At 62.5% G+C, this 23,800-nt stretch carries 20 protein-coding genes; 12 read left to right on the top strand and 8 right to left on the bottom strand.

What is annotated here, in order from left to right; all coding sequences use genetic code 11:
* The first annotated feature begins 17 nt into the window (after nt 1-17).
* From ACFQ6H_RS16330 to ACFQ6H_RS16315, 4 genes are all read left to right on the top strand, one after another.
* Nucleotides 18-1,538 carry an acyl-CoA synthetase gene (locus ACFQ6H_RS16330; protein WP_378647241.1) on the top strand — a complete coding sequence of 507 codons (1,521 nt, stop codon included), beginning with the start codon at nt 18-20 and terminating at the stop codon, nt 1,536-1,538.
* A gap of 120 nt (nt 1,539-1,658) precedes the next feature.
* A complete protein-coding gene (locus tag ACFQ6H_RS16325) occupies nt 1,659-2,825 on the top strand; it encodes an acyl-CoA dehydrogenase family protein (protein ID WP_007729538.1) in 1,167 nt (388 codons plus the stop codon).
* 45 nt (nt 2,826-2,870) lie between these two features.
* A complete protein-coding gene (fabG, locus tag ACFQ6H_RS16320; RefSeq protein ID WP_214880049.1) occupies nt 2,871-3,611 on the top strand; it encodes a 3-oxoacyl-ACP reductase FabG in 741 nt (246 codons plus the stop codon).
* 73 nt (nt 3,612-3,684) lie between these two features.
* Entirely contained in the window at nt 3,685-4,881 is a 1,197-nt protein-coding gene (locus ACFQ6H_RS16315) for a CaiB/BaiF CoA transferase family protein (protein WP_378647320.1), read from the top strand.
* 6 nt (nt 4,882-4,887) lie between these two features.
* Here ACFQ6H_RS16315 and ACFQ6H_RS16310 read toward each other — a convergent pair whose 3' ends face one another.
* Nucleotides 4,888-6,108 (bottom strand): acetyl-CoA C-acetyltransferase, encoded by a 1,221-nt coding sequence (locus tag ACFQ6H_RS16310; protein WP_378647239.1) that lies wholly within the window; start codon nt 6,106-6,108, stop codon nt 4,888-4,890.
* Between the two features lie 308 nt (nt 6,109-6,416).
* Between ACFQ6H_RS16310 and ACFQ6H_RS16305 the strand changes: the two genes are divergently transcribed.
* Nucleotides 6,417-7,607: an acyl-CoA dehydrogenase family protein gene (locus tag ACFQ6H_RS16305; RefSeq protein ID WP_378446882.1), complete on the top strand. Its 1,191-nt coding sequence runs from the start codon at nt 6,417-6,419 to the stop codon at nt 7,605-7,607.
* Nucleotides 7,608-7,684: 77 nt separating this feature from the next.
* Here the strand turns inward: ACFQ6H_RS16305 and ACFQ6H_RS16300 are convergent, their stop codons facing one another.
* Entirely contained in the window at nt 7,685-9,355 is a 1,671-nt protein-coding gene (locus tag ACFQ6H_RS16300) for a chitobiase/beta-hexosaminidase C-terminal domain-containing protein (protein WP_378647237.1), read from the bottom strand.
* Nucleotides 9,356-9,537: 182 nt separating this feature from the next.
* Here ACFQ6H_RS16300 and ACFQ6H_RS16295 point away from each other — a divergent pair, with 182 nt between their 5' ends.
* Nucleotides 9,538-10,428, top strand: a complete 891-nt coding sequence (locus ACFQ6H_RS16295; RefSeq protein WP_378628889.1) for a LysR substrate-binding domain-containing protein — start codon at nt 9,538-9,540, stop codon at nt 10,426-10,428.
* Here ACFQ6H_RS16295 and ACFQ6H_RS16290 read toward each other — a convergent pair.
* Complete coding sequence (locus tag ACFQ6H_RS16290) at nt 10,362-11,306, bottom strand: LysR family transcriptional regulator (protein ID WP_378647235.1); 945 nt, start codon at nt 11,304-11,306, stop codon at nt 10,362-10,364. The two genes, ACFQ6H_RS16295 and ACFQ6H_RS16290, sit on opposite strands and share 67 nt — an antisense overlap.
* A 187-nt stretch (nt 11,307-11,493) precedes the next feature.
* On the opposite strand from ACFQ6H_RS16290, the gene ACFQ6H_RS16285 reads away from it, so the two are divergent.
* The 6 genes from ACFQ6H_RS16285 to ACFQ6H_RS16260 are packed head-to-tail and all read left to right on the top strand — an operon-like array spanning nt 11,494 to nt 17,552.
* Nucleotides 11,494-13,053: an AMP-binding protein gene (locus tag ACFQ6H_RS16285; protein ID WP_378647233.1), complete on the top strand. Its 1,560-nt coding sequence runs from the start codon at nt 11,494-11,496 to the stop codon at nt 13,051-13,053.
* On the top strand, nt 13,050-14,096 hold the full coding sequence (locus tag ACFQ6H_RS16280; protein ID WP_378647231.1) for an MBL fold metallo-hydrolase: 1,047 nt from the start codon (nt 13,050-13,052) through the stop codon (nt 14,094-14,096). Before ACFQ6H_RS16285 ends, ACFQ6H_RS16280 begins: the two co-directional genes overlap by 4 nt.
* Nucleotides 14,097-14,133: 37 nt before the next feature.
* The gene (locus ACFQ6H_RS16275) at nt 14,134-14,895 is read left to right on the top strand and encodes a crotonase/enoyl-CoA hydratase family protein (RefSeq protein WP_378647229.1); all 762 of its coding nucleotides are present in this window, start codon (nt 14,134-14,136) and stop codon (nt 14,893-14,895) included.
* Nucleotides 14,892-15,704, top strand: coding sequence for an enoyl-CoA hydratase/isomerase family protein (locus tag ACFQ6H_RS16270; protein ID WP_378647227.1), 813 nt, complete (start codon nt 14,892-14,894; stop codon nt 15,702-15,704). The genes ACFQ6H_RS16275 and ACFQ6H_RS16270 overlap by 4 nt, the downstream gene beginning before the upstream one ends.
* Before the next feature lie 30 nt (nt 15,705-15,734).
* On the top strand, nt 15,735-16,637 hold the full coding sequence (locus ACFQ6H_RS16265; protein WP_378531376.1) for a LysR family transcriptional regulator: 903 nt from the start codon (nt 15,735-15,737) through the stop codon (nt 16,635-16,637).
* A 3-nt stretch (nt 16,638-16,640) separates the two neighbouring features.
* The gene (locus tag ACFQ6H_RS16260; protein WP_378647225.1) at nt 16,641-17,552 is read left to right on the top strand and encodes a LysR family transcriptional regulator; all 912 of its coding nucleotides are present in this window, start codon (nt 16,641-16,643) and stop codon (nt 17,550-17,552) included.
* Here ACFQ6H_RS16260 and ACFQ6H_RS16255 read toward each other — a convergent pair.
* From ACFQ6H_RS16255 to ACFQ6H_RS16235, 5 genes are all read right to left on the bottom strand, one after another.
* Nucleotides 17,549-18,511, bottom strand: coding sequence for an NAD(P)H-dependent flavin oxidoreductase (locus ACFQ6H_RS16255; protein WP_378531380.1), 963 nt, complete (start codon nt 18,509-18,511; stop codon nt 17,549-17,551). The two genes, ACFQ6H_RS16260 and ACFQ6H_RS16255, sit on opposite strands and share 4 nt — an antisense overlap.
* Nucleotides 18,508-20,205: a class I adenylate-forming enzyme family protein gene (locus ACFQ6H_RS16250; protein ID WP_378647223.1), complete on the bottom strand. Its 1,698-nt coding sequence runs from the start codon at nt 20,203-20,205 to the stop codon at nt 18,508-18,510. The genes ACFQ6H_RS16255 and ACFQ6H_RS16250 overlap by 4 nt, the downstream gene beginning before the upstream one ends.
* Nucleotides 20,202-20,966, bottom strand: a complete 765-nt coding sequence (locus ACFQ6H_RS16245; RefSeq protein WP_378446871.1) for an SDR family NAD(P)-dependent oxidoreductase — start codon at nt 20,964-20,966, stop codon at nt 20,202-20,204. Before ACFQ6H_RS16245 ends, ACFQ6H_RS16250 begins: the two co-directional genes overlap by 4 nt.
* Before the next feature lie 53 nt (nt 20,967-21,019).
* Nucleotides 21,020-22,150: a thiolase family protein gene (locus ACFQ6H_RS16240; protein ID WP_378647215.1), complete on the bottom strand. Its 1,131-nt coding sequence runs from the start codon at nt 22,148-22,150 to the stop codon at nt 21,020-21,022.
* Nucleotides 22,151-22,284: 134 nt separating this feature from the next.
* Entirely contained in the window at nt 22,285-23,748 is a 1,464-nt protein-coding gene (locus ACFQ6H_RS16235; RefSeq protein WP_378647213.1) for an MFS transporter, read from the bottom strand.
* Nucleotides 23,749-23,800: the final 52 nt, after the last annotated feature.

Genomic DNA, 23,800 nt, shown 5'->3' with positions numbered 1-23,800 from the left:
CCTATAACCTGGGGCGCATGAGCCTGGATCCACGCACCAACACCGTCGACGGAGTGCTTCGGCGCTCGGCAGCCAAGTACCCCGACCGCGTAGCCGTCGTCTTCGAGGATCGCACCCGCACGTACCGCGAACTCGACGACGCGGTCACCCGGGTCGCGGCCTATCTGCTCGGTCTGGGTCTCGAACACGGCGACCGCGTCGCGGCATACGGAACCAATTCCGACGCCTATGCAATCGGATTCCTTGCTTGTGCGCGAGCAGGTTTGGTGCACGTTCCGGTCAACTACGCACTGAAGGGGGAGGAACTCCGGTACCTCGTGGCGCAGTCAGGCGCCCGCGCGGTGTTGGTGGATCCGGCATTGGCGCCGACGCTCGACTCGGTACGCTCCGACCTCGATCTCGACCACGTGATCGCACTGCGGGACGCGGAACTGTCGGTCGTCACGATCGGTGACGCAGGCGAGGTGCCGGTCTTCGAGCCGCGTGCGACGTCGACGGATCTGGCGCAACTGCTCTACACCTCGGGTACCACCTCGAAGCCCAAGGGCGCCATGATGTCTCACGGAGCGCTGGTTCACGAGTACGTGTCCTCGGTGATCGCGCTGGGGCTCGACAAGAACGACAACCCGTTGATCTGCATGCCGATGTACCACTCCGCGGGCATGCACGTCTTCATGCTGCCGTACATGTCCGTGGGCGCGACGGTCAGTCTGATGCAGGCGCCGGACATCCCGGAAATCCTGCGCCGCGTCGAAGCCGAAAAGATCGGATCGCTGTTCCTGGCGCCGACCGTGTGGGTACCGCTGGCCAACCATCCTGACCTCGAGACCCGCGATCTGTCCTCGCTGAAGAAGGCGCAGTACGGCGCCTCGATCATGCCGGTCACCGTGCTCAATCGTCTGCGTGAGCGTTACCCGGACATCGGCTTCTACAACTGCTTCGGTCAGTCCGAAATCGGCCCACTGGCAACAGTTCTCCAGCCCAGCGAGCATGCCGATCGTCCGTCTTCCTGCGGTCGCGCGGTGTTCTTCGTCGAAACCCGCGTCGTCGACGCCGACGGAAATGACGTCGCCGACGGGGAGTCCGGTGAGGTTCTCTACCGCTCGCCGCAGCTGTGCAACGGCTACTGGGAGAATCCGGAAGCCACCGCCGAGGCCTTCCGCGACGGCTGGTTCCATTCCGGCGATCTGGTCGTGCGGGATGAAGAAGGTTTCATCACAGTGGTCGACCGGATCAAGGACGTCATCAACACCGGCGGCATCCTGGTGGCGTCGCGCGAGGTCGAAGATGCGGTGTACACGCACCCTGCAGTGGCAGAAGTTGCCGTGATCGGTACACCCGACGAGAAGTGGATCGAGGCCGTCACCGCGATCGTCGTGCTCAAGGACGGCAACGACGAGTTGACGCCCGAGGCGTTGATTGCCCACGTCAAGGAACGGATCGCTCCGTTCAAGGTGCCAAAGCACATCCGTTTCGTGGCCGAACTCCCGCGCAATCAGAGCGGCAAGCTACTGAAGCGGGAACTGCGCACCGTCTGAGGCTTGCTATAGGTTCTGCCTTACCTTCGGTTCGTTTTCAGGTCTTTGACTCCGATTGCCTCACGGTATTGACTTCGGAGGACGGCATGGACTTCGGAAACAGCAAGGTGAGTGGTGGGAATGCAGGTCGATGCAGATGACTTCGCAGATATCTTGGCGACTGCGCGGGAGTTCATCCGAAAGGAAGTCGTTCCGCGTGAGCAGGAGATAGCCGACACCGACGCCATTCCTGAGGACATACGCAAGAAAGCCGCAGCCATCGGGCTGTTCGGCTACGCGATCCCTCAGGAATGGGGTGGGCTCGGACTCGACCTCACCCAAGACGTCGAATTGGCAATGGAATTCGGCTACACGTCCCTGGCGCTGCGCTCGATGTTCGGTACCAACAACGGAATTGCCGGGCAGGTATTGGTCGGCTTCGGTACCGACGAGCAGAAGGCTCAGTGGCTCGAGCGCATCGCCTCCGGTGACGTCGTGGCTTCGTTCGCTCTGACCGAACCGGGCGCGGGCTCCAACCCGGCCGGCCTTCGGACCAAGGCAGTTCTGGACGGATCCGACTGGGTCATCGACGGCAACAAGCGGTTCATCACCAATGCTCCACTGGCGCAGCTGTTCGTGGTGTTCGCACGCACCCGCCCGGCGGATTCCGATGGTCCGGGAATCGCAGTGTTCCTGGTTCCGGCCGACACGCCGGGCGTCACGGTCGGCCCCAAGGACAAGAAGATGGGTCAGGAAGGTGCTTGGACCTCCGAGGTCACCTTCGACAACGTCCGGGTTCCCGAGTCGGCCCTCGTCGGTGGCGACCAGGACACCGGATACCGCGCTGCGATGACGTCTCTCGCACGCGGACGAGTCCATATCGCGGCGCTCTCGGTAGGAGCAGCACAGCGAGCGCTCGACGAATCTGTCGCGTTCTCCGTGGTCACGGAACAGGGCGGTACCGCTATCGGCGACTTCCAACTGGTTCAAGCGATGCTGGCCGACCAGCAGGCCGGTGTCATGGCCGGGCGTGCGATGGTGCGTGAGGTAGCCGCGCGGTACGTGAGCGGTGAGGATCGACGTCTCGGCCCCTCGGCGGCAAAGCTTTTCTGCACCGAGATGGTGGGCAAGGTCGCGGATCTCGCCGTGCAGATCCACGGCGGCAACGGGTACATGCGCGGTGTGCCGGTCGAACGCATCTACCGTGAAGTTCGCCTGTTGCGCCTGTACGAGGGAACCAGCGAGATCCAGCGACTGATTCTCGGCGGTGGGCTCGTGGCGCAAGCGAAAAAGCAAAACCAGCGCTGACACCTTTTTACCTGACGAGCTTTTAACCTCACGAACGGAGTGGACATGGGATTGTTGGACGGCAAGGTCGCAGTGGTGACGGGCGGAGCACAGGGGATCGGGCTCGAAATTGCGCGCACCTTCATCAAGGAAGGCGCGACCGTCGTCATCGGCGACATCAACGAAGGCGTGGGAACGGCTGCGGTCGCCGAACTCGGCGGAGAGTCGGTCGCCCGTTTCGCTTCCTGCGACGTTCGGGACTCGGGACAGGTCGAGGCAATGCTCGATCTGGCTGAAAGCGCTTTCGGCCCAGTCGATGTCATGGTCAACAACGCCGGCATGACTCGCGATGCCACGATGCGGAAGATGACCGAGCAGGACTTCGACGACGTGATCGCCGTTCACCTCAAGGGAGCGTGGAACGGGACACGCGCTGCCGCCGCCCGCATGCGTGAGCGCGAAACCGGCGCAATCGTGAACATCTCGTCGATCTCCGGCAAGGTGGGCATGCTCGGGCAGACCAACTACTCCGCCGCCAAGGCCGGCATCGTCGGTCTGACGAAGGCCGCGGCAAAAGAGGTCGCGTTCAAGAACGTTCGCGTCAACGCCGTTCAGCCCGGACTGGTCCGCACGGCAATGACCGAGGCGATGCCCGAACGGATCTGGAACGAGAAGCTGGCCGAGATTCCGATGGGGCGCGCAGCCGAGCCTTCGGAAGTTGCTTCGGTTGTACTGTTCCTCGCGAGCGACCTCTCGAGCTACATGACGGGTACGGTTCTCGAGATCACCGGCGGCCGCCACATCTGAAACGGTCCTGTTCGAGTGCAAGAATTCAGAGTGCAAAACTTCTGGGTGTAAAACTTCTGGGGTGACTACTGACATGGGACAGCCGAACTCGGACCTTCCGCTCGACGGAATCACCGTAGTTGCACTCGAACAGGCGGTGGCGGCACCGCTCGCCACCAGACATCTCGCGGACATGGGTGCGCGGGTGATCAAGATAGAACGCGTCGGCGAGGGTGACTTCGCGCGTCACTACGACCAGGCTGTTCACGGTCAGGCATCACACTTCGTGTGGCTCAACCGTTCCAAGGAATCCATCGCCGTCGACGTGAAATCGGAATCCGGCCGGCAGATCGTTCTCGACCTTGTCGCGCGAGCCGACGTGTTCCTGCAGAACCTGGCTCCTGACGCTGCCGCGAGACTGGGGTTCGGCGCGGAGCAACTGCGCGAGAAGTTCCCACGGCTCATCGTGATCGACATGTCCGGCTACGGCAGCGCCGGCCCACGGCGCGAGCGCAAGGCCTACGACATGTTGGTCCAAGCCGAGACCGGAATGATCTCCGTGACAGGCACGCCGGAAACGGCCACCAAGACCGGCATCCCGGTCTCGGACATCGCGGCAGGAATGTACGCGCTGACTTCGATTCTGAGCGCCCTGTTCCGTAGAGAGCGAACGGGCAAGGGAGCGCTCGTCGAGGTCTCGATGTTCGATTCCACCGTCGAGTGGCTGGGTCATCCGATGTACATGAAAATGTATGCGGACAAGCAGATTCCGCGCGTCGGTCTCGGCCACGCTGCCATCGTTCCCTACGATTCGTATCCGACTGCCGACGGCGAGATCCTGATCGGCGTCCAGAACGATCGTGGATGGCGGGCACTGATGGTGGACGTGTTCGAGCGCGAGGATCTGGTCGACCATCCGCGGTACCGCACCAATATCGTGCGCGTCGAAAACCGTGGTGAGGTAGACGAATTGGTGGGTTCTCTGACTCGTCTGTACTCGACGGCAGATCTGGATCAGCGCCTGGCCGCCGCTGGTGTTCCGGCTGCGGCACTCAACGACATGGCCGGTCTGCTGGAACATCCGCAGCTGGAGAAGCGTGCCAGGTGGCGGTCCGTGGGCACCGAACATGGTCCGATCGATGCCGTGTTGCCTCCGATGACGTACTCGGATGTCGAAATGCGCATGGGTGATGTTCCAGCTCTCGGCCAGCAGACGGATTCTCTGCTGGCCGAGTTGGGGCGTACCGACGATCAGATCACGAATCTCCGAAAAGACGGATCGATCGGTTGACGCTCCCTAGCGTCGAAGGTTCTCGAACACCGCTGCAATCCCTTGTCCGCCGCCGATGCACATGGTCTCGATCCCGTACCGTCCCTGGCGCCGGTCGAGTTCGCGCAGCAGATTTGCAAGGATCCGCCCACCGGTAGCGCCGACAGGATGTCCGAGCGAGATGCCGGAACCGTTGACGTTGAACCGTTCCTCGATGTCCTGGGCGCTCAATCCCCAGGCCTTGGCGCACGCGAGAACCTGGGCCGCGAAGGCCTCGTTGACTTCGATGAGGTCGATGTCGTCGAGTGACAGGTCGACACGGGAGAGTGCCTTCGCCACGGCAGGAACTGGGCCGATGCCCATCCGGTTCGGCTCCACACCGGCCACACCCCAGCTGATCAGTTTCGCGAATGGTCGCAGGCCCAGCCGTTCGGCGTTGGCAGCAGTAGTGACGATGGCGGCTGCGCCGGCGTCGTTCTGGCCGCACGCATTACCGGCGGTGACAGTGGCTTCGGGATCGACGCGACCTCGAATGGGGCGCAGTGCAGCGAGATCGGCCAACTGAATCCCTCGGCGCGGATGCTCGTCGCGAGTGACCACCGTCTGCTCACCACGGCGTCCGGGCACCGAAACGGGAATGGTCTCGTCGTCGAAATACCCGCTGTCCTGGGCATGAACTGCCCGCTCGTGTGATCGGACCGCGTAACGGTCCTGCTCGTCGCGAGTGATCGAGTACTCCCGACGCAAGTTCTCGGCGGTCTCGATCATTCCGCCCTCGACCGGGAAGTTGACTCCGCCGGAGTTCGTGCGCGGTTTGGCCAGTCGGTCGTGGAACTCGACGGAAGGGCGCTTTGTGCCCCAACGCATGTCGGTGGAGTAGAACTCGGTTCCGCTCATGCTCTCGGCGCCGCCGGCGATGACCAGGTCGCTCATCCCGGTCTGTACTTGCATCGCGGCGTAGATGATCGCTTGCAAACCTGAACCGCAACGGCGATCGAGTTGTATTCCGGGAACGGACACGTCGAGACCGGCGTCGAGTGCCGCGATTCGCCCGATGGCCGCAGCCTCTCCGTTGGCGTAGCCCTGACCGAAGATGACGTCGTCGACATCTGTGGACGCAATGCCGGTTCGTTCGACGAGGCCACGCACAACAGTGCCGGCGAGAGTGGTGACGGGAACGTCCTTGAATACTCCGCCGAATCCGCCTACCGGGGTGCGAACGGGTTCACAGATGACTGCGTCGTGCATGGAATGCGCCTGTCTCGAGGAGAGGTGGGGAATGCGTCGCGTGAAGGGACCGATCGAAGGGCGACCGCGACCTGGCCACTCGAATATCCAGCACGCGCGGCGGGATTGTCAACAGTGGGAACGACCTGTTCGGACATAGTTTCCGCCATACGGTTCGTATGTGAAATCGACTTTGACACATATACCGTTCAAGGATTGAATGGACGCACGACCTCTGCTGAGCACGGCTCGCCGCTGGTTGAAAGTTCCTGTAGTCGAATCTATTTCGTCGACAGGAGAGTGCGAAGTACCGACTGACAGGTGGAACAGTGACTCGTTTGGCGCAGACGGCGGGATTGACCGAAACCCAGACCGACATCGTCGGGGCCGTACGAGAGTTCGTCGACCGCGTCGTCATCCCCGCGGCGCAGGAACTCGAACACTCGGATACGTATCCGACCGACATCGTCAAGCAGATGAAGGACATGGGTCTGTTCGGACTGACCATCGACCCCGAGTACGGGGGAATCGGCGAATCACTGCTTACCTATGCGCTGTGCGTCGAAGAGTTGGCCCGCGGATGGATGAGCGTGTCCGGTGTCATCAACACGCATTTCATCGTGGCTCACATGATTTCCGCGCACGGGACGCCGGAACAGAAGGCGAAGTACCTGCCGCGTCTGGCGTCCGGAGAGCTCACCGGCGCATTCTCCATGTCCGAACCTGCATTGGGTTCGGACGTTGCCGCGATCACCACCAGGGCGCGGCGCACCGAGTCGGGCGACTACGTCGTCAACGGCCAGAAGATGTGGCTGACCAACGGTGGTTCGTCGACGCTGGTTGCAGTCCTGGTCAAGACGGACGAGGGCGCGGAGAAGCCGCACAACAATCTGACGACGATATTGATCGAGAAGCCCGCAGGTTTCGGTGAGGTACTCCCGGGCCTGACCATTCCGGGCAAGCTCGAGAAGATGGGCTACAAGGGAATCGACACCACGGAGATGATCTTCGACGGTTTCGAGATCGCAGCCGAAGAGGTTCTCGGTGGCACCCCCGGTTTGGGATTTCGGCACATGATGGACGGCGTCGAGATCGGCCGGGTCAACGTCGCCGCTCGCGCTTGCGGAATCGCCCAGCGCGCTTTCGAACTGGCTGTCACTTACGCCAAGCAACGCGAGACTTTCGGCAAGCCGATCGCCGAGCATCAGGCCATCGCGTTCCGGATCGCCGAGATGGGCACCAAAGTCGAAGCGGCCCATCTGATGATGGTCAACGCTGCCAGGCTCAAGGACTCGGGTGAGCGCAACGACGTCGCCGCAGGCATGGCGAAGTACCTGGCGAGTGAATTCTGCTCGGAGGTCACGCAGGACAGCTTCCGTATCCACGGTGGGTACGGCTACTCCAAGGAATACGAGATCGAGCGGTTGATGCGCGAGGCGCCGTTCCTTCTGATCGGTGAAGGCACCAGCGACATCCAGAAGCAGATCATCAGCAAAGGCCTGCTGCGTACCTACAACTGAACCGAGAAGCGGCACCGCGAAACTTTTGCGGTGCCGCTTCGTCGTGTCGGATCAGCGGGTGAAGTCGACGGGTAACTTCAGCGCTTGAATGCCAAGGTTGTCACTGGTGACCGATTGCCGTATGCGTCAACGGCTTCGACGCGGGCTTCGTACGCGGTGCCCGCTGCTGCATCGGGAATCGGAATGTCGAGGCTGTTCGGCCGCGGCATGAAGTAGAAGTCGGAGAGCACCTTCGACGAGACAACCTTCGCTCCGGTGGCCGTGTCCGTGACCTCGACGGCGTAGTGGTGCACCATCTGATCGTCCTTGGCCTGCGCGATCCTCAATGCGGTCGCACCGTTTTCGCCGGTCGTCACCGAGAGCGGGGTGGTCGTGGTGAATTCCGGCGCGTGCGTGTTCCGTGCGCCCGAGGTGTAGCGGAAGTTGTCCTTGATCTGCTGGTTGGTCGAACCGTCGAGCTCGACCGTCCACCCCGAACCGCTCAGAGTGCCGGCGCTCGAGTACGGCGGCTGCCAACTCGCCGACCACGCGCCGCCGGCGTAGATGTCGTGCTTGTCTGCCGCCATGTTGATGCGGTTGATCTCCGTGCGGTCCTGGTAGACCTCGACGAAGAGTGCTTGAGCCGTGGGTGATTCGAATCGGTTGGCGAGACCGGATTCGGTCACCATCTGATAGCCGTGATCGATTTCGATGTACGACATCGAACCGTCGTTGACCGACGTGAAGTCACGCTGATGGATCGACCGATCGTCGTTGTTGTTCAGATGCGAGTGTCCGGAGAAGAAGATTGCCTGTGGGAAGGCGCTCAAGTCCTCTGTCAGTCGTGGATTCGACGCTTGCTGGCCGTCCATGGCCGTGTTGCTGGCAGGTCGGTGGCCCTGTACGAGAATCGGTTTGGTCAGGTTCGCCGAGTCCGAGGTGATTTCGGTCAGGCGGGACTTCAGCCAATTGCGTTGTGCTGAATCATTGTTGTATGTCTCGGTGTTCACTGTGAAGAGATGGACACCGCTGACGTCGGATTCGTAGTATCCGCCACCGGAATCCGGGAACCACTCTGTCGGGTATCCCGCTCTGATCGCCTCGAGACTTGCATCGTGGTTGCCGTTGGAGATCAGCAGTTGGGTGTCGTTCATTCCCTTCCTGGCGAGGTTTGCCTGGAAGATCTCTGCGACGATCTTGTGATCGGGGCCCTTGCCGTCTCCGTTGTCGTTGATCATGTCGCCGTTGGACAGGATTGCGTCTGGTTTCGGGAAGATGGAACCGATTGTGTCGAAGAAGCTTTCGTACTTCTTGTCGTTGTTCGCGTGATCGCCGACGTGGACGTCGGACATCACGACGACCTGAGCCAGCGGCTTTTCCGAGGTCTTGATCAGGTAGCCGAACGAGACGGCCGCGCTCGCGTGATCGCCGCGGAAAGCGGCGACAGTGACGTTGGTATCCTGTGCGATCTGCAACGGATGTCCCGGCGTGGCAGCTTGGCTGTCGGTGGTGGGTGTCGTTCCGTCCACGGTGTAGCGGACGGTGGCGCCGCGCTCGGTGGTGAAGGTCAGGTCGACGGGGTGCTCGTACCGTCCACCGGGGACACTGACGCCGGGCGCTGCGGGCGGCGTGTTGTTCTCACCCGAAGAGCTGCCCCATTCGAAGGACGAACTGCCCCAGCCGGGTTCGGCTTGGGGTTCGGCGGGGGCGATGCCGGGAACGGCGAGAGCCGCGGTTACGGCTGCTATCGCGATGGTCGTACGTCTCACGAGGATTCCTTGTCTTCGACGCGGTGGTTCAGACCTATCCGTAATTGGTCTGGACCAATTACGGTAGGTGGCGCCGGGTAGAAGAAGGTGTGTCCTGAATGTCCGATTAGTGAAGGGTGCATGAACACCCTGCAGTGCTTGCTACCGGTATACCTGGCTGCGTTTATGGCAAAGTCGACGGCGTGGACCTACGTCAGATCGAGTACTTCCTCGCCGTTGCCGGTGGGGAGTCTCTGTCGACGGCAGCGCAGAATCTGTCGGTCACCAAGCCGTCGCTGTCGCAGGGGATTCGTGGTCTCGAGCGCGAACTCGGAGTCGAACTGTTCCACCGTGTCGGTCGCGGTTTGGTTCTGACGGCAGCAGGTCGGGCGTTGGTAGGACCGGCCAGGCAGATGATGCGCAGTAGTGCGGCCGCGTTCAATGTCGCGATCGGTACGGCCGACGAGCCTCGTGGGCGCCTCGACATCTTTTCCGCGGCACATGGTCTCGAAGGCCCGATCGCACGCATCGTGGCGAACTTTCGTGAGCAGTGGCCTGGTGTCACCGTACGTGTCGGTGAACTACCGCAGGGTGCGACGACCGAACAGGTCCTGGCAGACGGCGCGTGCGAGGTGGTCTTCAGCTATTGGCCCCCGGACATGTCGGCGCTGTCGACAAAAGTGATCGGGGTGAACGAGTACTGGCTGGCAGTGCCGTCGGGGGTACACCCGGATGTGTGGCCCAACGGCATGAAACCCGCTGCAGGAGAGCCGGTGTCATTGACGGAACTGCCCGATCTTCCGGTGGTGGGCGTGCTCAAACACTCGCGGGCGCGGCTCGCCATCGAGTCGTCCCTGCAGGCTGCCGGTGCCAGGACTCGAATGTCGACGGAGCTGGCGCAGCGGGAGACCGTCGGCGCGTTCGTCTTTGCGGGTTTGGGTATGGCGTTCATGGAGCGTTCGCTGGCCGAGAGATCGGTCGCGTCCGGCGCGGAGATATTTCCGGTGGAGCCGGCGATCTCGCTGAATTACGGCGTCGAATTCGATCCGGAGACGCTCTCCCCGTTGGGCAGGCTGTTCGTAGACGGCTTGTGACGTGTCGAGAGTTTCTCGATGTACGCGGACCCGGCCGGCGAGAGCGGGCCGTCGCGGTAGACCAAGATCGTCTGCCGGGTGATCGGTGGGAACAGCGAGCGAACCTCAGCTGCCGGGGAGTCTTGTTCGGCGATCGATCTGGGAAGCAGTGCGGCGCCTACGCCTTGGCCGACCATCTCCCGGACGGCAAGGCGATCAGGTACTTCCACCACGACGTTGGTGGGTTCCAGGTCGTCGTCGACCGAATACCCGCGCCTGGCTGCAGAGGCCTCGACCACCATCGGCAAGCGCGCAACCACAGCGCGTGGAACCGGGTCGGGTAGTTCTGTGGCCAGGTGAACGGGGACAGACAAGACCGTTTCCTGGCTACTCACGGAGATTTCTCGAAGCCCGTCGGAGACACCGGCACCCGGGTGGGCTTCGAGAAACCCGAGTTCACACGCGCCTGCTCTGACCAGTGCTCGCACGTCCTGTGCGTTCGCGGCGGCGTTCGTGGAGAACCGAATTCCGGGTGCCGTCAGATGGAGGCGTCCGGCGACCTCGGCCACCGGGTCGATGGCCAGATCGGACTGGACAGCTAGGGCGAGTTCCCCGGCATGCAAGGTGGTTACCGCAGCCACCGCGGCTTCGGCCCGGGCAACGTCGGACAGCAACGCACGTGCAGACTCGGCGACTGCCAGTCCGACTGTGGTGGGAGTCAAACCGCGAGTGGTGCGCTCGAAGAGTGTGGCTCCGAGTGCTCGTTCGAGGTTGCGTACGGCCTGCGACAGTGACGGTTGCGAGATACGCAGGACGTCCGCGGCCGCAGTGACGCTGCCGTGGTCGACGACGGCGACGAGATACTGCGCGCTGCGTATGTCCATCCCGGGTGCCTGCATCTGACGAATTCTCCCAGATGACGGTGCCCTGGCTGTGGTGACTTGCTGCGACCTGCAGACATAGGTCTGAGCTATGGCTCTGTGCGCCTTCTCGACTTTGTGGCGCAGGCCATAGCGATGGTCGACTGTTCCAGTACCACTGACCGCGGTTCGCGCTCGGTGAGTACCTGGAACACAGGAGCGTGATGTGAGCGAGCTTCACCTACCCAACCGGATACGCCACTCGGCGTCGACACGGCCGTTCGATCCGGCGATCACGTGCGGCGACCGAGCTTTGACGTGGGCCGAGCTGGACGGCGAGACCAGTGCCTTGGCGAGTGCGTTGGCAGAAGTAACCGCGACGGGCGCTCGTGTCGGCGCGCTACTGCGGATGGGTCTCGAAGGTGCGGAAACCTTCATCGCGTGCGCGAAGGCAGGCGCTGTGTTCATTCCGTTGAACTGGCGGCTCAACCCACGCGAACTCGTCGACATCGCCGAGGACGCAGAACTCGACGTCTTGATCGTCGACGACGAGTTCGCAGTGGGCGCGGCAGCGATTTCCACAGCGTTGCCGCACATCGAGGTCATCACCGTGGGCGCCGCAAGGGGTCTGCCGGATTCGCGAACCTGGGCGGAGTTCGTGGCGTCCGGGACGGGCATCGACCCCGGACTTGGGCACGAGCCAGACGCAGCGGTTCTGCAGCTGTACACGTCCGGGACCACCGGCCGGCCCAAGGGAGTCGTGGCCACGCATCGGAATCTATACAACGAACCGGCTGGGTTCGACGTGTACGAATTCGGTTCGAATGCAGTGGCACTCGACGCGCTGCCTCTCTTTCACATCGCCGGTGCAGGCTGGATGAGTACGTGCCTGTCCGCCGGAGTGCCTTTGGTGCTGCTCGGAGACATGGCGCCGGCTCGGGTCGCTGATGCCATCGCGACTCACCACGTCACCCACGCATTTCTGGTGCCTGCGGTCATTCAGACGCTGGTAGATCTGCCCACCCTCGACAGTTTCGATCTCTCCAGCTTGCAGGTGGTCGCGTACGGGGCGTCGCCGATCACGCCGGCACTCCTCGCCCACGCGATGAACGTGTTGAACTGCAAATTCGTTCAGCGATACGGGATGACCGAGACAACGGGTTCGGTTTCCGTCCTTCGCGCCTACGACCATCATGTGAGTGGGCCGCGATCGGACTTGCTCCGCTCTGCAGGAAAACCGATGATCGGCGTCGAGATCTCCATTCGAGACGTCACGACTGGTGCAGAATTGCCGCCCAACGAGTCCGGTGAGATCGTCGCGCGCAGTAGAAACAACACTCGCGGGTACTGGCGACGTGAACGTGAGACCGCCGAATTGTTCACCCACGACGGTTTTCTCCGAACGGGCGATGCCGGTCATCTGGACGACGAGGGCTATCTGTTCGTCACCGATCGTCTCAAGGACATGATCATCACCGGCGGCGAGAACGTCTATCCGATCGAGGTGGAATCCATTCTGGCCGAGCACCCTTCGGTTTCCGAGGTCGCGGTGGTCGGGGTTCCCGACACGCGCTGGGGTGAATCCGTGACCGCAGTCGTCAAACTCGTCGACGGTGCCGCGGTGCCCAGCGTCGAGGAGTTGATTGCTTTCAGCACAGCGAAGTTGGCGTCGTACAAGAAGCCTCGCCAGATCCATTTCGTGGACTCTCTACCTCGCAATGCGAGCGGGAAACTGCTCAAGTCGAGCCTGCGGACCATGCTGAACGCGAGCGGAGAAGCATCATGATCGTGACCGAAGACGTCGGCGTCGCACAACGTGAGGCGTGGGCGAACAAAGTCCTTCCACCGGTGGAGCAGGTACGGGACGGATTGTGGTCGATCCCTGTTCCCATGCCGGACAACCCTTTGCGCTACGTGCTCGTCTACGCACTGGCCCTCGACGACGGACTAGCCCTCATCGACGTCGGTTGGGATCACGAACAGTCGTGGCAGGCTCTGGTCGACGGCATAGCGTCGATCGGGTACCACGTTTCCGAAGTGCGGTATGCGGCAATCACACACCTGCATCCCGATCACTTCGGCCTGGCGCCGCGCCTTCGGCAGGTCAGCGGTGCAACGCTGGCGATGCACGTGGCCGACGCGACGCTTCTCGGATACCACGGCCCCGAGCAGACTCGCAACGACATCAGTGGTTGGAACTTGCAGTTGTCCGAACTCGGCGCGCCGGCGGAAGTGCTCGACGCCTCTCGGGTCGACCTGGTGCGGTTCGCTGAGCACGAATCCATCGACGCTGTTCTGGGCGATGGGGATTCACTCGACCTACCAGGATGGAATCTTCGCGCCCAGTGGACACCCGGCCACACCCCTGGACATCTCTGCTTCGTGGAAGAGGACCGGGGTTTGTTGTTCAGCGGCGATCACATGTTGCCGAGGATCAGCCCGAACATCTCCACGATTCCCGGTGAACTCGAGAACCCGCTCCATCGTTATCTGCTCTCGCTCGAGGCGACGACAACCCTGGGTGAATACGAAGTCCTTCCGGCACACGAATATCGATTCCGGGGGATCGCTGATCGTGCACGTCAATTGATGGGGCACCACGAGGAAAGATTGGCGGAAATTGTGGAGGCGGTGCAGGCCGAGCCCGAGTCCACGGCCTGGGACCTCTCGCGCACGATTTCTTGGTCTCGCCCGTTCGATCAGATGTCGCCGCGGCTACTTCGCCTGGCAGTCCGCGAAACACATGCTCATCTTGTTGTTTTGGCCAAGCGGGAGATCGTGACACCGTCCGGCGGCACGCCCGTGCGATGGAGCCTCCGCGCTCAGTGACCTTTCAAAAATCTCATCACGGAAGTAGGAACCGAACATGAGCGTCGTGCTCACCGACTTCGCCGACGGCATTGCCATCATCACACTCAATCGTCCCGAGGCCAAGAACGCGGTCAACCTGGAACTCGCGAAGGCCTTGGCGGCCGCGATCGACGAGTTCGAGGAACGGTCCGATCTCACCATCGGAATTCTGACCGGCGCTGGTGGAACCTTCTGCGCAGGTATGGATCTCAAGGGATTCGCACGCGGCGAACGACCATCGCTGCCCGGTCGTGGGTTCGCCGGTTTGACCGAAGCTCCGCCGTCGAAGCCGCTGATTGCAGCCGTCGAGGGTTGGGCACTCGCCGGCGGTTGTGAACTGGCGTTGGCAGCGGATCTGATCGTGGCATCCTCCGACGCGAAATTCGGCTTACCCGAAGTGAAGCGGGGGCTTGCCGCGGCCGCCGGTGGCCTTCTGCGTCTGCCCAAGATTCTCCCGTATCAGCTCGCCATGGAGATCGCTATCACGGGTGACCCACTCAGTGCCGCCGTGGCGCATCATCACGGCCTGGTCAATCGACTCGCCGAACCGGGACAGGCTCTGGCTGTCGCACGCGAGCTGGCGGCACGAGTAGCGGCAAACGGTCCGCTGGCTGTGCGCGCGACGAAGCAGGTGCTGGCAATGTCCGCCAAGTACACCGATCCGGATGCCTTTGTCGCGCAACGCGAATTCATCGATCCGGTCTTCGCATCTCGGGATGCCAAGGAAGGTGCCACCGCATTCGCCGAGAAGCGCTCTCCCGTGTGGAGTGGTTCATGAGTGCCGAAACCGTCGAGCGCGCGGCCGTAAGCATCGAACGCACGGGCGCTGTCGCAACGATCGTTCTCGATCGACCGCATCGCCGCAACGCGCTCGATCTTGACGCCTGGATCGCGCTCCGTGAAGCGGTCCTCGAACTTCAGGAGGACTCGCAGATTCGCTCGGTGATCCTGACTGGCGCGGGTGGCACCTTCTGCGCGGGTTCCGATCTGGACAAACGCGGCTCGTCGCATCCGCTCGATCGGATGCGCGTCATCAACGCAACGGCAGCTGCCCTGGGTGAGTTTCCCAAGCCTCTGGTGGCAAAGGTCGACGGGTTTGCCGTCGGAGCCGGATGGAACATGGCGTTACTCTGCGACTTCGTCGTGGCAGCCAAAGGCGCGAAGTTCAGCCAGATCTTTGCCAAACGCGGGTTGTCGGTCGACTTCGGGGGTTCGTGGATCCTGCCGAGACTGGTCGGACTCCAGCAAGCCAAGCGACTGGTGATGCTCGCCGAGACGATCGACGCTCAGGAAGCCTACGAACTCGGACTGGTGACCTATCTGGTCGAACCGGCCCAACTGGACGAACACGCGTCGACACTGGCGCTACGGCTCGCCGACGGTCCGCCTGCTGCATTGAGTCAGTCTGCCGCCATGCTCGAACATCACACTTCGCTCTCGTTGCGGGAAGCACTCGACAACGAGGCAAGGGCACAAGCCGTCAATTTCGCGACGGACGCTACCGACGCGGTTCGTGCCTTCGTGGAAAAGCGGGAGCCGATCTTCACCGGAGAGTGGGCGGTACCAGGGGTGACTCGCGTGGAGTGAGCGACAGATCGCTGGTCGTATGATGAGTGAGTGGACCTGCACTTTGTCACCTACTTCGTCGCTGTTGTCGACCACGGTGGGATAACGAAGGCCGCTCAGGCTCTCTACATTTCGCAGCCGTCACTTTCACAGGCAATTCGTACGCTCGAGCGTCGACTCGGCGCCACGCTGTTCGACCGGACGGGTAGACGGTTGGTTCTCACCGATGCCGGACGAACTTTCGATCTCGCGGCCAGGCGAATACTTGCCGACGTCGAGCGCGCGAAGGCCAAGGTGACCGCCGTTCGCGAACTCGAGTTCGGCCGTGTGGACGTCGTCTCGTACTCGGCGTTCTCGATCGATCCGATGGTCGAGTTGGTTCGTCGATTCCGGGCCAACTTCCCGAAGATCGTCGTGCGCGTTCTCGACACGTACGGCCCGGCCGGGGTGGACAACGCGTTGCGGCGCGGATCGGCCGAGGTCGGTGTCACCGATCTGAGTATCGGGTACGAAGGATTGGTCACGGCTCCGATCGTCACTCAGGAGTTGGTGCTCGCCACGCACGCGTCGTTGTCCGGCCGCTTGGTGGCGCCGTTGATCGATCCGGTCCCTCGAGCGCTACTGCACACTTTGCCTCTCGTCGTCGACCTCGGTGACCAATCGAACCAGTTTCGTGGTTTGCTCAGCGAAGGCGCCGAGAACGTCGTCGTGGATTGTGTCCATCCGGTCACGACGTGGGACCTGGTCCGTCGCGGAATCGGCGCCACAGTTGTTCCGAGAAAGGTTGCACAACAGCAGATGTCGGATGTGTGTGCTTTCTCGTTCGATCCGCCGCTTCGGCGCGACGTCGGCATCGTCTACCGCTCGGGCGAGCAATCGCCGGCCGCTGCAGCGCTCATCGCGACGGCTGCCGAGATGGCCGCGACGTACTCTTCATCCTCTGGGAAGGACTGAGCGGTGGAATTTCGACAGATGGAGTACTTCCTCGCGGTCGTCGAGAACAAGGGAATCAACGGCGCTGCAGCCGCTTTGGGTGTTGCTCAGCCGACGGTGTCCCAGGCGTTGCGCGGGTTGGAACGTGAACTGGGAGTGAGGCTTTTCCACCGGATCGGGCGCGGAATGGTGCTCAGTGCAGCCGGTCGCAGCTTGGTCGGCCCGAGTCGACAGGTTCTGCGAGACGTTGCAGCCGCGGCGGAACAATTGACGGCATCCGACGGTGCGATTGTCGGTCGACTCGACATCATGGCTTTTCCTGCTCTGACCTCCGGGACGATCGTCGATCTGATCGCGGAGTTCTGTCGACGGTATCCGCAAGCGCGAGTCAGATTTTCGGAACTCGAGCGGGAGGACAATCTGGAAAGTCTCATCCGGGACGGTCACTGCGAATTCGCGGTGGCACATCTGCCGCTCGAGGCCGGCGAAGGGCTCGAGATCGTAGAATTGGGGGAGCAGGAGTACCGCCTGGTCTACCCGGCGGGAACTGATCTACCCGAGGGGCCGGTACGCCTTTCGGAAATGCCGGACATTCCCATGGTCTTCGTTCCTCGCGGGGCGGCGATGGGTGACGCGATCGAAGATTCGATCCGAAAGGCCGGTACGAGAACGGAACTCGCAGTGGTCACGGAGCAGCGGGAGTCGCGGCTACCGATGGTCATCGCTGGGCTCGGCGGTTCGTTGGTCGAGCGCTCGGTGGCGAAATCGATGCCAGGTCAGGTGGTGGAGCGAGCCTGCGAGCCGAGATTCCTTCGTGCGTACGGTCTCGCCTTCGACCCCTCGACTTTGTCGCCGGTGGGACAGGCATTCGTGAGCTTGGTCCACGAATACCTGTCCGACGAATACCTGTCCGACGACTATCTGTCGCAGCCCTAGCGTCGGCAGATGCGCTCGCGGGCCGCCTCGTACTCGGATGCGAGACGCTCGACCACTGCATGCGTCGGAAGAACTGCGTCGACCGAACCGATTCCCTGGCCCGCGCCCCAGATGTCGCGCCAGGCCTTGGTGTCGGTATCGGTGGTCGCGAAACTCATTGCGGAAGGATCGGATTCGGCTAGGTTTTCCGGGTCCAAACCGGCGGCAACGATGCTGCCACGCAGGTAGTTCCCGTGTACGCCGGTGAACAGATTGGAGTACACGATGTCCGAAGCGCCGGAGTCGACGATCATCTCCTTGTACGCCGGATCGGCGTTGGCCTCTTCCGTAGCGATGAAAGCCGAACCGACATAAGCCAGGTCGGCACCGGCCGCGAGTGCAGCAAGAATCGAATCACCGTGAGCGATCGCACCCGACAGCAGTAGCGGACCGGCGAACCACTCACGAATCTCCCGAATCAGGGCGAACGGCGACTGTCTGCCGGCATGTCCGCCTGCCCCGGCGGCGACCGCGATCAGCCCGTCCGCGCCTTTCTCGATCGCCTTGCGTGCAAAGCGGTTGTCGATGACGTCGTGGAGAACGATTCCGCCGTACGCATGAACCGCATCGTTGATGTCCGTGCGTGCACCGAGCGAGGTGATGACGATCGGGACCTCGAACTCGGCGATGGTGGCAAGGTCCTCTTCCAGGCGGTTGTTGGACCGATGGACGATGAGGTTGACCGCAAATGGTGCGGAGGGCTTCTCCGGGTGTTCACGATCATGCTCCTCGCGCGCCACCGTGATCAGCTTGAGCCAATCCCGAAGTGCTGACTGCGGACGAGCATTCAGAGCCGGGAAAGACCCGATGATCCCGGACGTGCACTGCGCGATGACGAGGTCGGGCGTCGAGATGATGAACATCGGTGACGCGAGAACTGGTACCCGCAGTTGCGACGTCAGATCTGCGAAGGTCGTCATTTGGAACCTGCCTTGTCGACCGACTCGAGAAGCCTCGACCGGAGATCGGTTTTGAGCACCTTGCCGGCGGCGGACGTCGGGAGTAGCTCTACCTCGACGACATCGCGAATCTTCTTGTACGGCAGCACTTGCTCGGCGACAAACGCCTTGATCTGCTCGGCGTCGAACTCGGCGCCCGGAATCATCACCACGAAGGCGACGGGTTCTTGACCGTTGCTCCCCACTTCGCGGCCGACGACCGCGGCAGTCGAGATTGCCGGATGCGAGACCAGAATCTCTTCGAGTTCACGCGGATAGACGTTGTACCCCTTGTAGATGAGCATGTCCTTGGCCCGGTCACAGATGAAGAGGTATCCGTCCGAGTCCACGTACGCGATGTCGCCCGTGTCCAACCAGCCGTCAACGAACTGTTCTGCGGTGGTTTCCGGATGTCCGAGATAGCCGTCGGTGACCTGAGGTCCACGTACCCACAGTTCGCCGCGTTCGTTCTCGCCCAGAACAGTCTTCCGGTCGAGTTGATCGCGAATCTGTATCTCGGTGTCGAAGATCGGGAGGCCGACGCTGCTCTGACGGTATTGCGAGCCGTTGATCAGCGGTGCGGCCGTGACCACACAAGTGGCTTCCGTCAGTCCGTATCCCTCGACGACCAGCGCTTTGGGAAATGCGCGGCGGAGCGCAGCGAGCGTGACGCTGTCGATCGGGGCAGCGCCGGAGGACACGACACACACGCTGTCGGTGTTACGCACCGTAGCGTCGGGATGAACCGACAGTGCGTGCCACATGGCGGGAGACCCGGTGAGGTAGGTGGCGCCGTGCTTTTCGATCAGCTCGAGCATCCGGCCGGGTTCGAACCGGCCGGCAAATACCTGAGTGAGCCCGGAAATCAACAGGAACGACGTGTTGAGCAACGAATGTGCGTGGAAGAGAGGTGAGACCACGATGGTCGCACCGGTTCCCGGCGTCGGACCGAGCACGTCGAGGCCGTCGATGCGTCGTGGCGTGACCAGACCGTCGGCACCTGCCTCCAATTCGTGTCCGGTCCTCCAACCACACATCTGCGTGATGTTGCCGACGACGTTGCGGTGAAGAACGCGAACACCTTTGGACACCCCGGTGGTTCCGCCCGTGAACGCGATGTGCGCGATGTCGTCGCTACGGACGGTGGCTGGGGTGAATTCGGTGGGTAGGTCCGCGATGAAGGCGTCGAACGCGACGACCGACTCCGGAGCGTCGAGCGCGCCCTCGGTGTCCTGGACCATCACGATCGTACGTATGGTGGTTCCCGCAGAAGCCGCCAGAAGGACGTGCAGCTGCGAACTTTGAGTGACCGCAGCAACGGCGGACGTCTCTTCGATCTGCTTGCGTAGGCCGAGTTCTGGCTGCAGCGGATTGACCAACGTAACGGTCGCTCCGGCTTGCAGGCAGCCGTAGTAGGCCTGGAGGAACTCGACGCAGTTCCCGAGGTGCATCAACACCACGTCACCGACGCCCACTCCGGCTTGCCGCAATGCACCGGCGAATTGTGCACTGCGCTGGCCGAGTTCGCGGAAGGTGCACGTGCGCTCTCCGTCCACGACGGCGAGGCGATCACCGTACAGTGACGCCATGCTGGGCGCCCAGTAGGCCATCGTGGTATCCGGGTAGTGCATGTTGTGGCGCAGTTGTGGATTGGCGATCACGCTGGCGCCCGTCACCGGGGAGCCATCCGGATAGCGCCGTCGAGCCTGATGGTTTCGCCGTTGAGATAGCCGTTCTCGAGCATCGAGACGGCCAGCTGACCGAACTCGTCGGGGCGACCCAACCGTGAAGGGTTGGGAACCGAGGCTTCGAGGGCGGTGCGCACGTCTTCGCGCAGGCGCGCCAGCAAGGGAGTGTCCATGATGCCAGGAGCGATGGTGTTGACGCGGATTCCTCGGCTGGCGAGATCGCGAGCAGCGGTGACCGTCATACCGACGATTCCGGCTTTGGATGCCGTGTAATTGATCTGACCGATCTGACCTTCGAATGCCGCGACCGACGCCGTCATGACGATGGCACCTCGCTCACCGTCCACGGCGTCGAGTTCGGCCATCCGCTCGGCGCCGAGCCGGAGTGCGTTGAACGAACCGACCAGATTCAGTTTGACGACGAACTCGAAATCCTCGACCGATCCGGCTTTTCCGTCCTTGTCGAGAATGCGCATGCGACGCCCGGCGCCCGCGCAGTGGACGACGCCACGCAGTCCGCCGCGCTCGTGCGCCGCGTCGAGTGCTTCCGCGAATTGTTCGCTGTCGGTGACGTCGGCCGCGGCGAATTGTGCGGCAGCTCCGAGATCGGCCGCCACCTGCTTACCGTCGGAGGAAGGCAGATCGATCAACGTGACCTGCGCCCCGGCGTCGAGCAGTCGTCGAGCGGTGGCCAGGCCGAGACCTGAAGCGCCGCCGGTGATCGCGGTGGAAAGTCCCTCGAGTTTCATGAATCAATTCTTCTTTCCTGCTGGATGACGTGTGGCCCGAAAGCGTTGTCGGGTCAGATCAATTCGAGAATGGTCGCATTGGCCATGCCGCCGGCCTCACACATCGACTGGAGTCCGTAGCGAATTCCCTGATCGCGCATGTGATGTGCCAGGCGAGTCATCAAGATCGCGCCCGATCCGCCGAGTGGGTGCCCGACCGCGATCGCGCCGCCGAGCGGATTCACACGATCTACGGCCGCGCCGGTTTCGGCCTGCCAGGCAAGCGGGACGGGCGCGAATGCCTCGTTGATTTCGAAGGCGCCGATGTCGTCGATAGACAAGCCGGAGCGATCCAATGCCTTTGCGGTGGCGGCAATCGGACCGGTGAGCATGATGACCGGGTCATCGGCCGCGACCACTGCGGTGTGAATACGGACGAGAGGCTTCCACCCGCGTGCCCGGGCGTACTCACTGGTCGTGACGAGTGTGGCGCCCGCTCCGTCGGAAATCTGAGAAGAGTTGCCGGCGTGGATGACTCCGTCGGCGTCGAAGGCCGGGGGCAGCTTCGCGAGCGACTCCAGACTTCCGCCTCGCCGAATGCCTTCGTCTTGGGACAAGCCGGCGATCGGAGCGATCTGCCCGGTGAACGCACCTGCATCGGTGGCGGTGGCCGCGAGTTTGTGTGAGCGAAGTGCGTATTCGTCCAGAGCCGTTCGTGTGAGCGCCCATTTCCGGGCCATCATCTCGGCGCCGGTTCCCTGGCTGAAACTGTCCACCCCGAAGCGTTCGAGTACCGAAGCGGGGAAGTGCTCACCGTTTTTGCTGGCGGTCCCCATCGGTACTCGCGACATCGATTCGACGCCTCCGGCTACGACCACGTCGTTCTGGCCGGAGATGACGGTGGCCGCAGCGAAGGACACTGCCTGCTGGCTCGATCCACAGGCTCGGGTCAGCGTGACACCGGGAACGCTGTCGGGCCAGCCGGCGGCGAGTGCCGCTGTGCGGGCGATGCTTCCGGCCTGCTCGCCGACCTGACTCACGCATCCCCAGATCACGTCGTCGACCGTCGCCGCGTCGAGTCCGGTCCGTTCAGCGAGCGCACGCAGTACGTGTGCGGACAGCTCGGCCGGATGGATCTCCGAGAGGGCGCGGCCGCGACGGCCGATCGGTGTACGTACTGCGTCGACGATGACGGCATCTCGCATGTATCTCTCCTGCTGTTCGTGCCCGGTGTTGCGACGGTGCGGTTGGGGCGTTACTCGAGTCGATCACGAGCGGGACGACCCGGCAATGTCTTTCGGTGAATGGCTGTGTTAGCGAAAGGCTATACGTGGAGTACTCAGCCGCGGATGAGCTTGCGGTCGCGTTCGGGGTTGGCGAAGACGAGGACCAGAACCGCGGCGACGACTCCGATGATGCCGATTGCCTGGAAGGACTGGGCGTAGCCATCGGCCGGTGTTGCAGCGTTGTCCACGATGACTCCCGTTGCGTAGGGAGCAATCAGGCCGCCGATCGACATGATGGCGAGGAAGAATCCCATCGTTCCGGCAGTCTGCTGCGGCGGGCACAGTTCGGAGATCGCAGCGTTGATGAGCGGGAAGGTGATTGCCGAGAATCCGTAGCCGATCGAGACCATGGCGACGGCGACGATGGGAGTGGAGATCTGAGGCAGGAACAGGAGGATCGATCCGCAGATCAGAACGCCGACACAGGGGACGATGACACGAACCGTGCGAGAGGTGTAGCCGCGGCCGATCAACTTGTCCGTGACCGAACCGGAGGTGATCATGAGAACCAGACCGACGATCGAGTGCAGCGCGAACATCGAACCGGCTTGCATCGCACTGTATCCGAGGCCGACCTCGAAGTACGACGGCAGCCAGGTGAGAACGACGGTGGTCAGCGCGTAGATGGTGGCGATGAGGAAGCAGCAGCTGATGAAGGTGCGGGAGAGCAGGATCTTGCGCCAAGGAACGTTGGGCTCGGTGACTGCCTTCGTTGCTGTCCCGGCTGCCTCGCTTGCTTCTGTATCTGCATTCTTGGTCGCCTTGACGGCCTTGCTCGTGTACGGGCCCTCGGACCAACCGGCCAGCCAGCAACCCATCCACACGAGTCCGAGGACGGAGAGCGAGAGAACCGCTGCACGCCAGCCGTAATGAACGGCGATGAAGGTCAGTACCGGCGCGAGGGCGATCTTTGCGACAGATGCGGATCCGGCGAGCATTGCGCCGGGAAGGCCGCGCTTGGCCGGCGGGTGCCACGAGTACGCGGCGGTGTGCATCAGTGCCGAGCTGGGACCCTCGGCGAATCCGAGGAGCATGCGCGAGACGATCAACATCGCGAGGCTGGCGCCGAGAACGAGGGGAAGCATGACCACGGACCAGATGGCGGCCAGGATCAACAGCGCCCAACGTAGGGTCAGATATTTGTTGAGCGGTCCGGCGAGGAATCCGCCGATGCAGAACATCAGGAAGAAGAGCGAGCCGACCATGCCGATTTGCGACGACTTCAGTCCGAGCTCACGAGCGAGGGGCTGAGCGATGATGCCGAGGACTGCCTTGTCCGCGTAGTTGACGATGTAGAGGAAGACGACGAGCCCGGTCATCGTCCACGCACGCTTGCGGGTACCGAAGACAGGGACTGCTGACGAATCTGGCGTTGCTGTTGCTTCGGGCTGGACGTCGTTACGCTGTGGCGCGATGGGGGTCACGTGGCGTCCCTTCGAGACTGGTGGGCGGATGCGATCGTGCTCGAAGCGCGGCCTCGAAGCGATCGATGGTGTTGTATTTGCCGGCTGACCCATTCAACGTGTTCTGGATCACTTTGAGCAATGTCGCGTCGATGATCGGAACGAT

It is taken from the genome of Rhodococcus sp. NPDC056506 (assembly GCF_042794945.1).
Lineage (GTDB): Bacteria > Actinomycetota > Actinomycetes > Mycobacteriales > Mycobacteriaceae > Rhodococcus_F.
The sequence above is the reverse complement of the archived record's forward strand: the minus strand, read 5'-3'. Positions and strand labels throughout refer to the sequence as shown.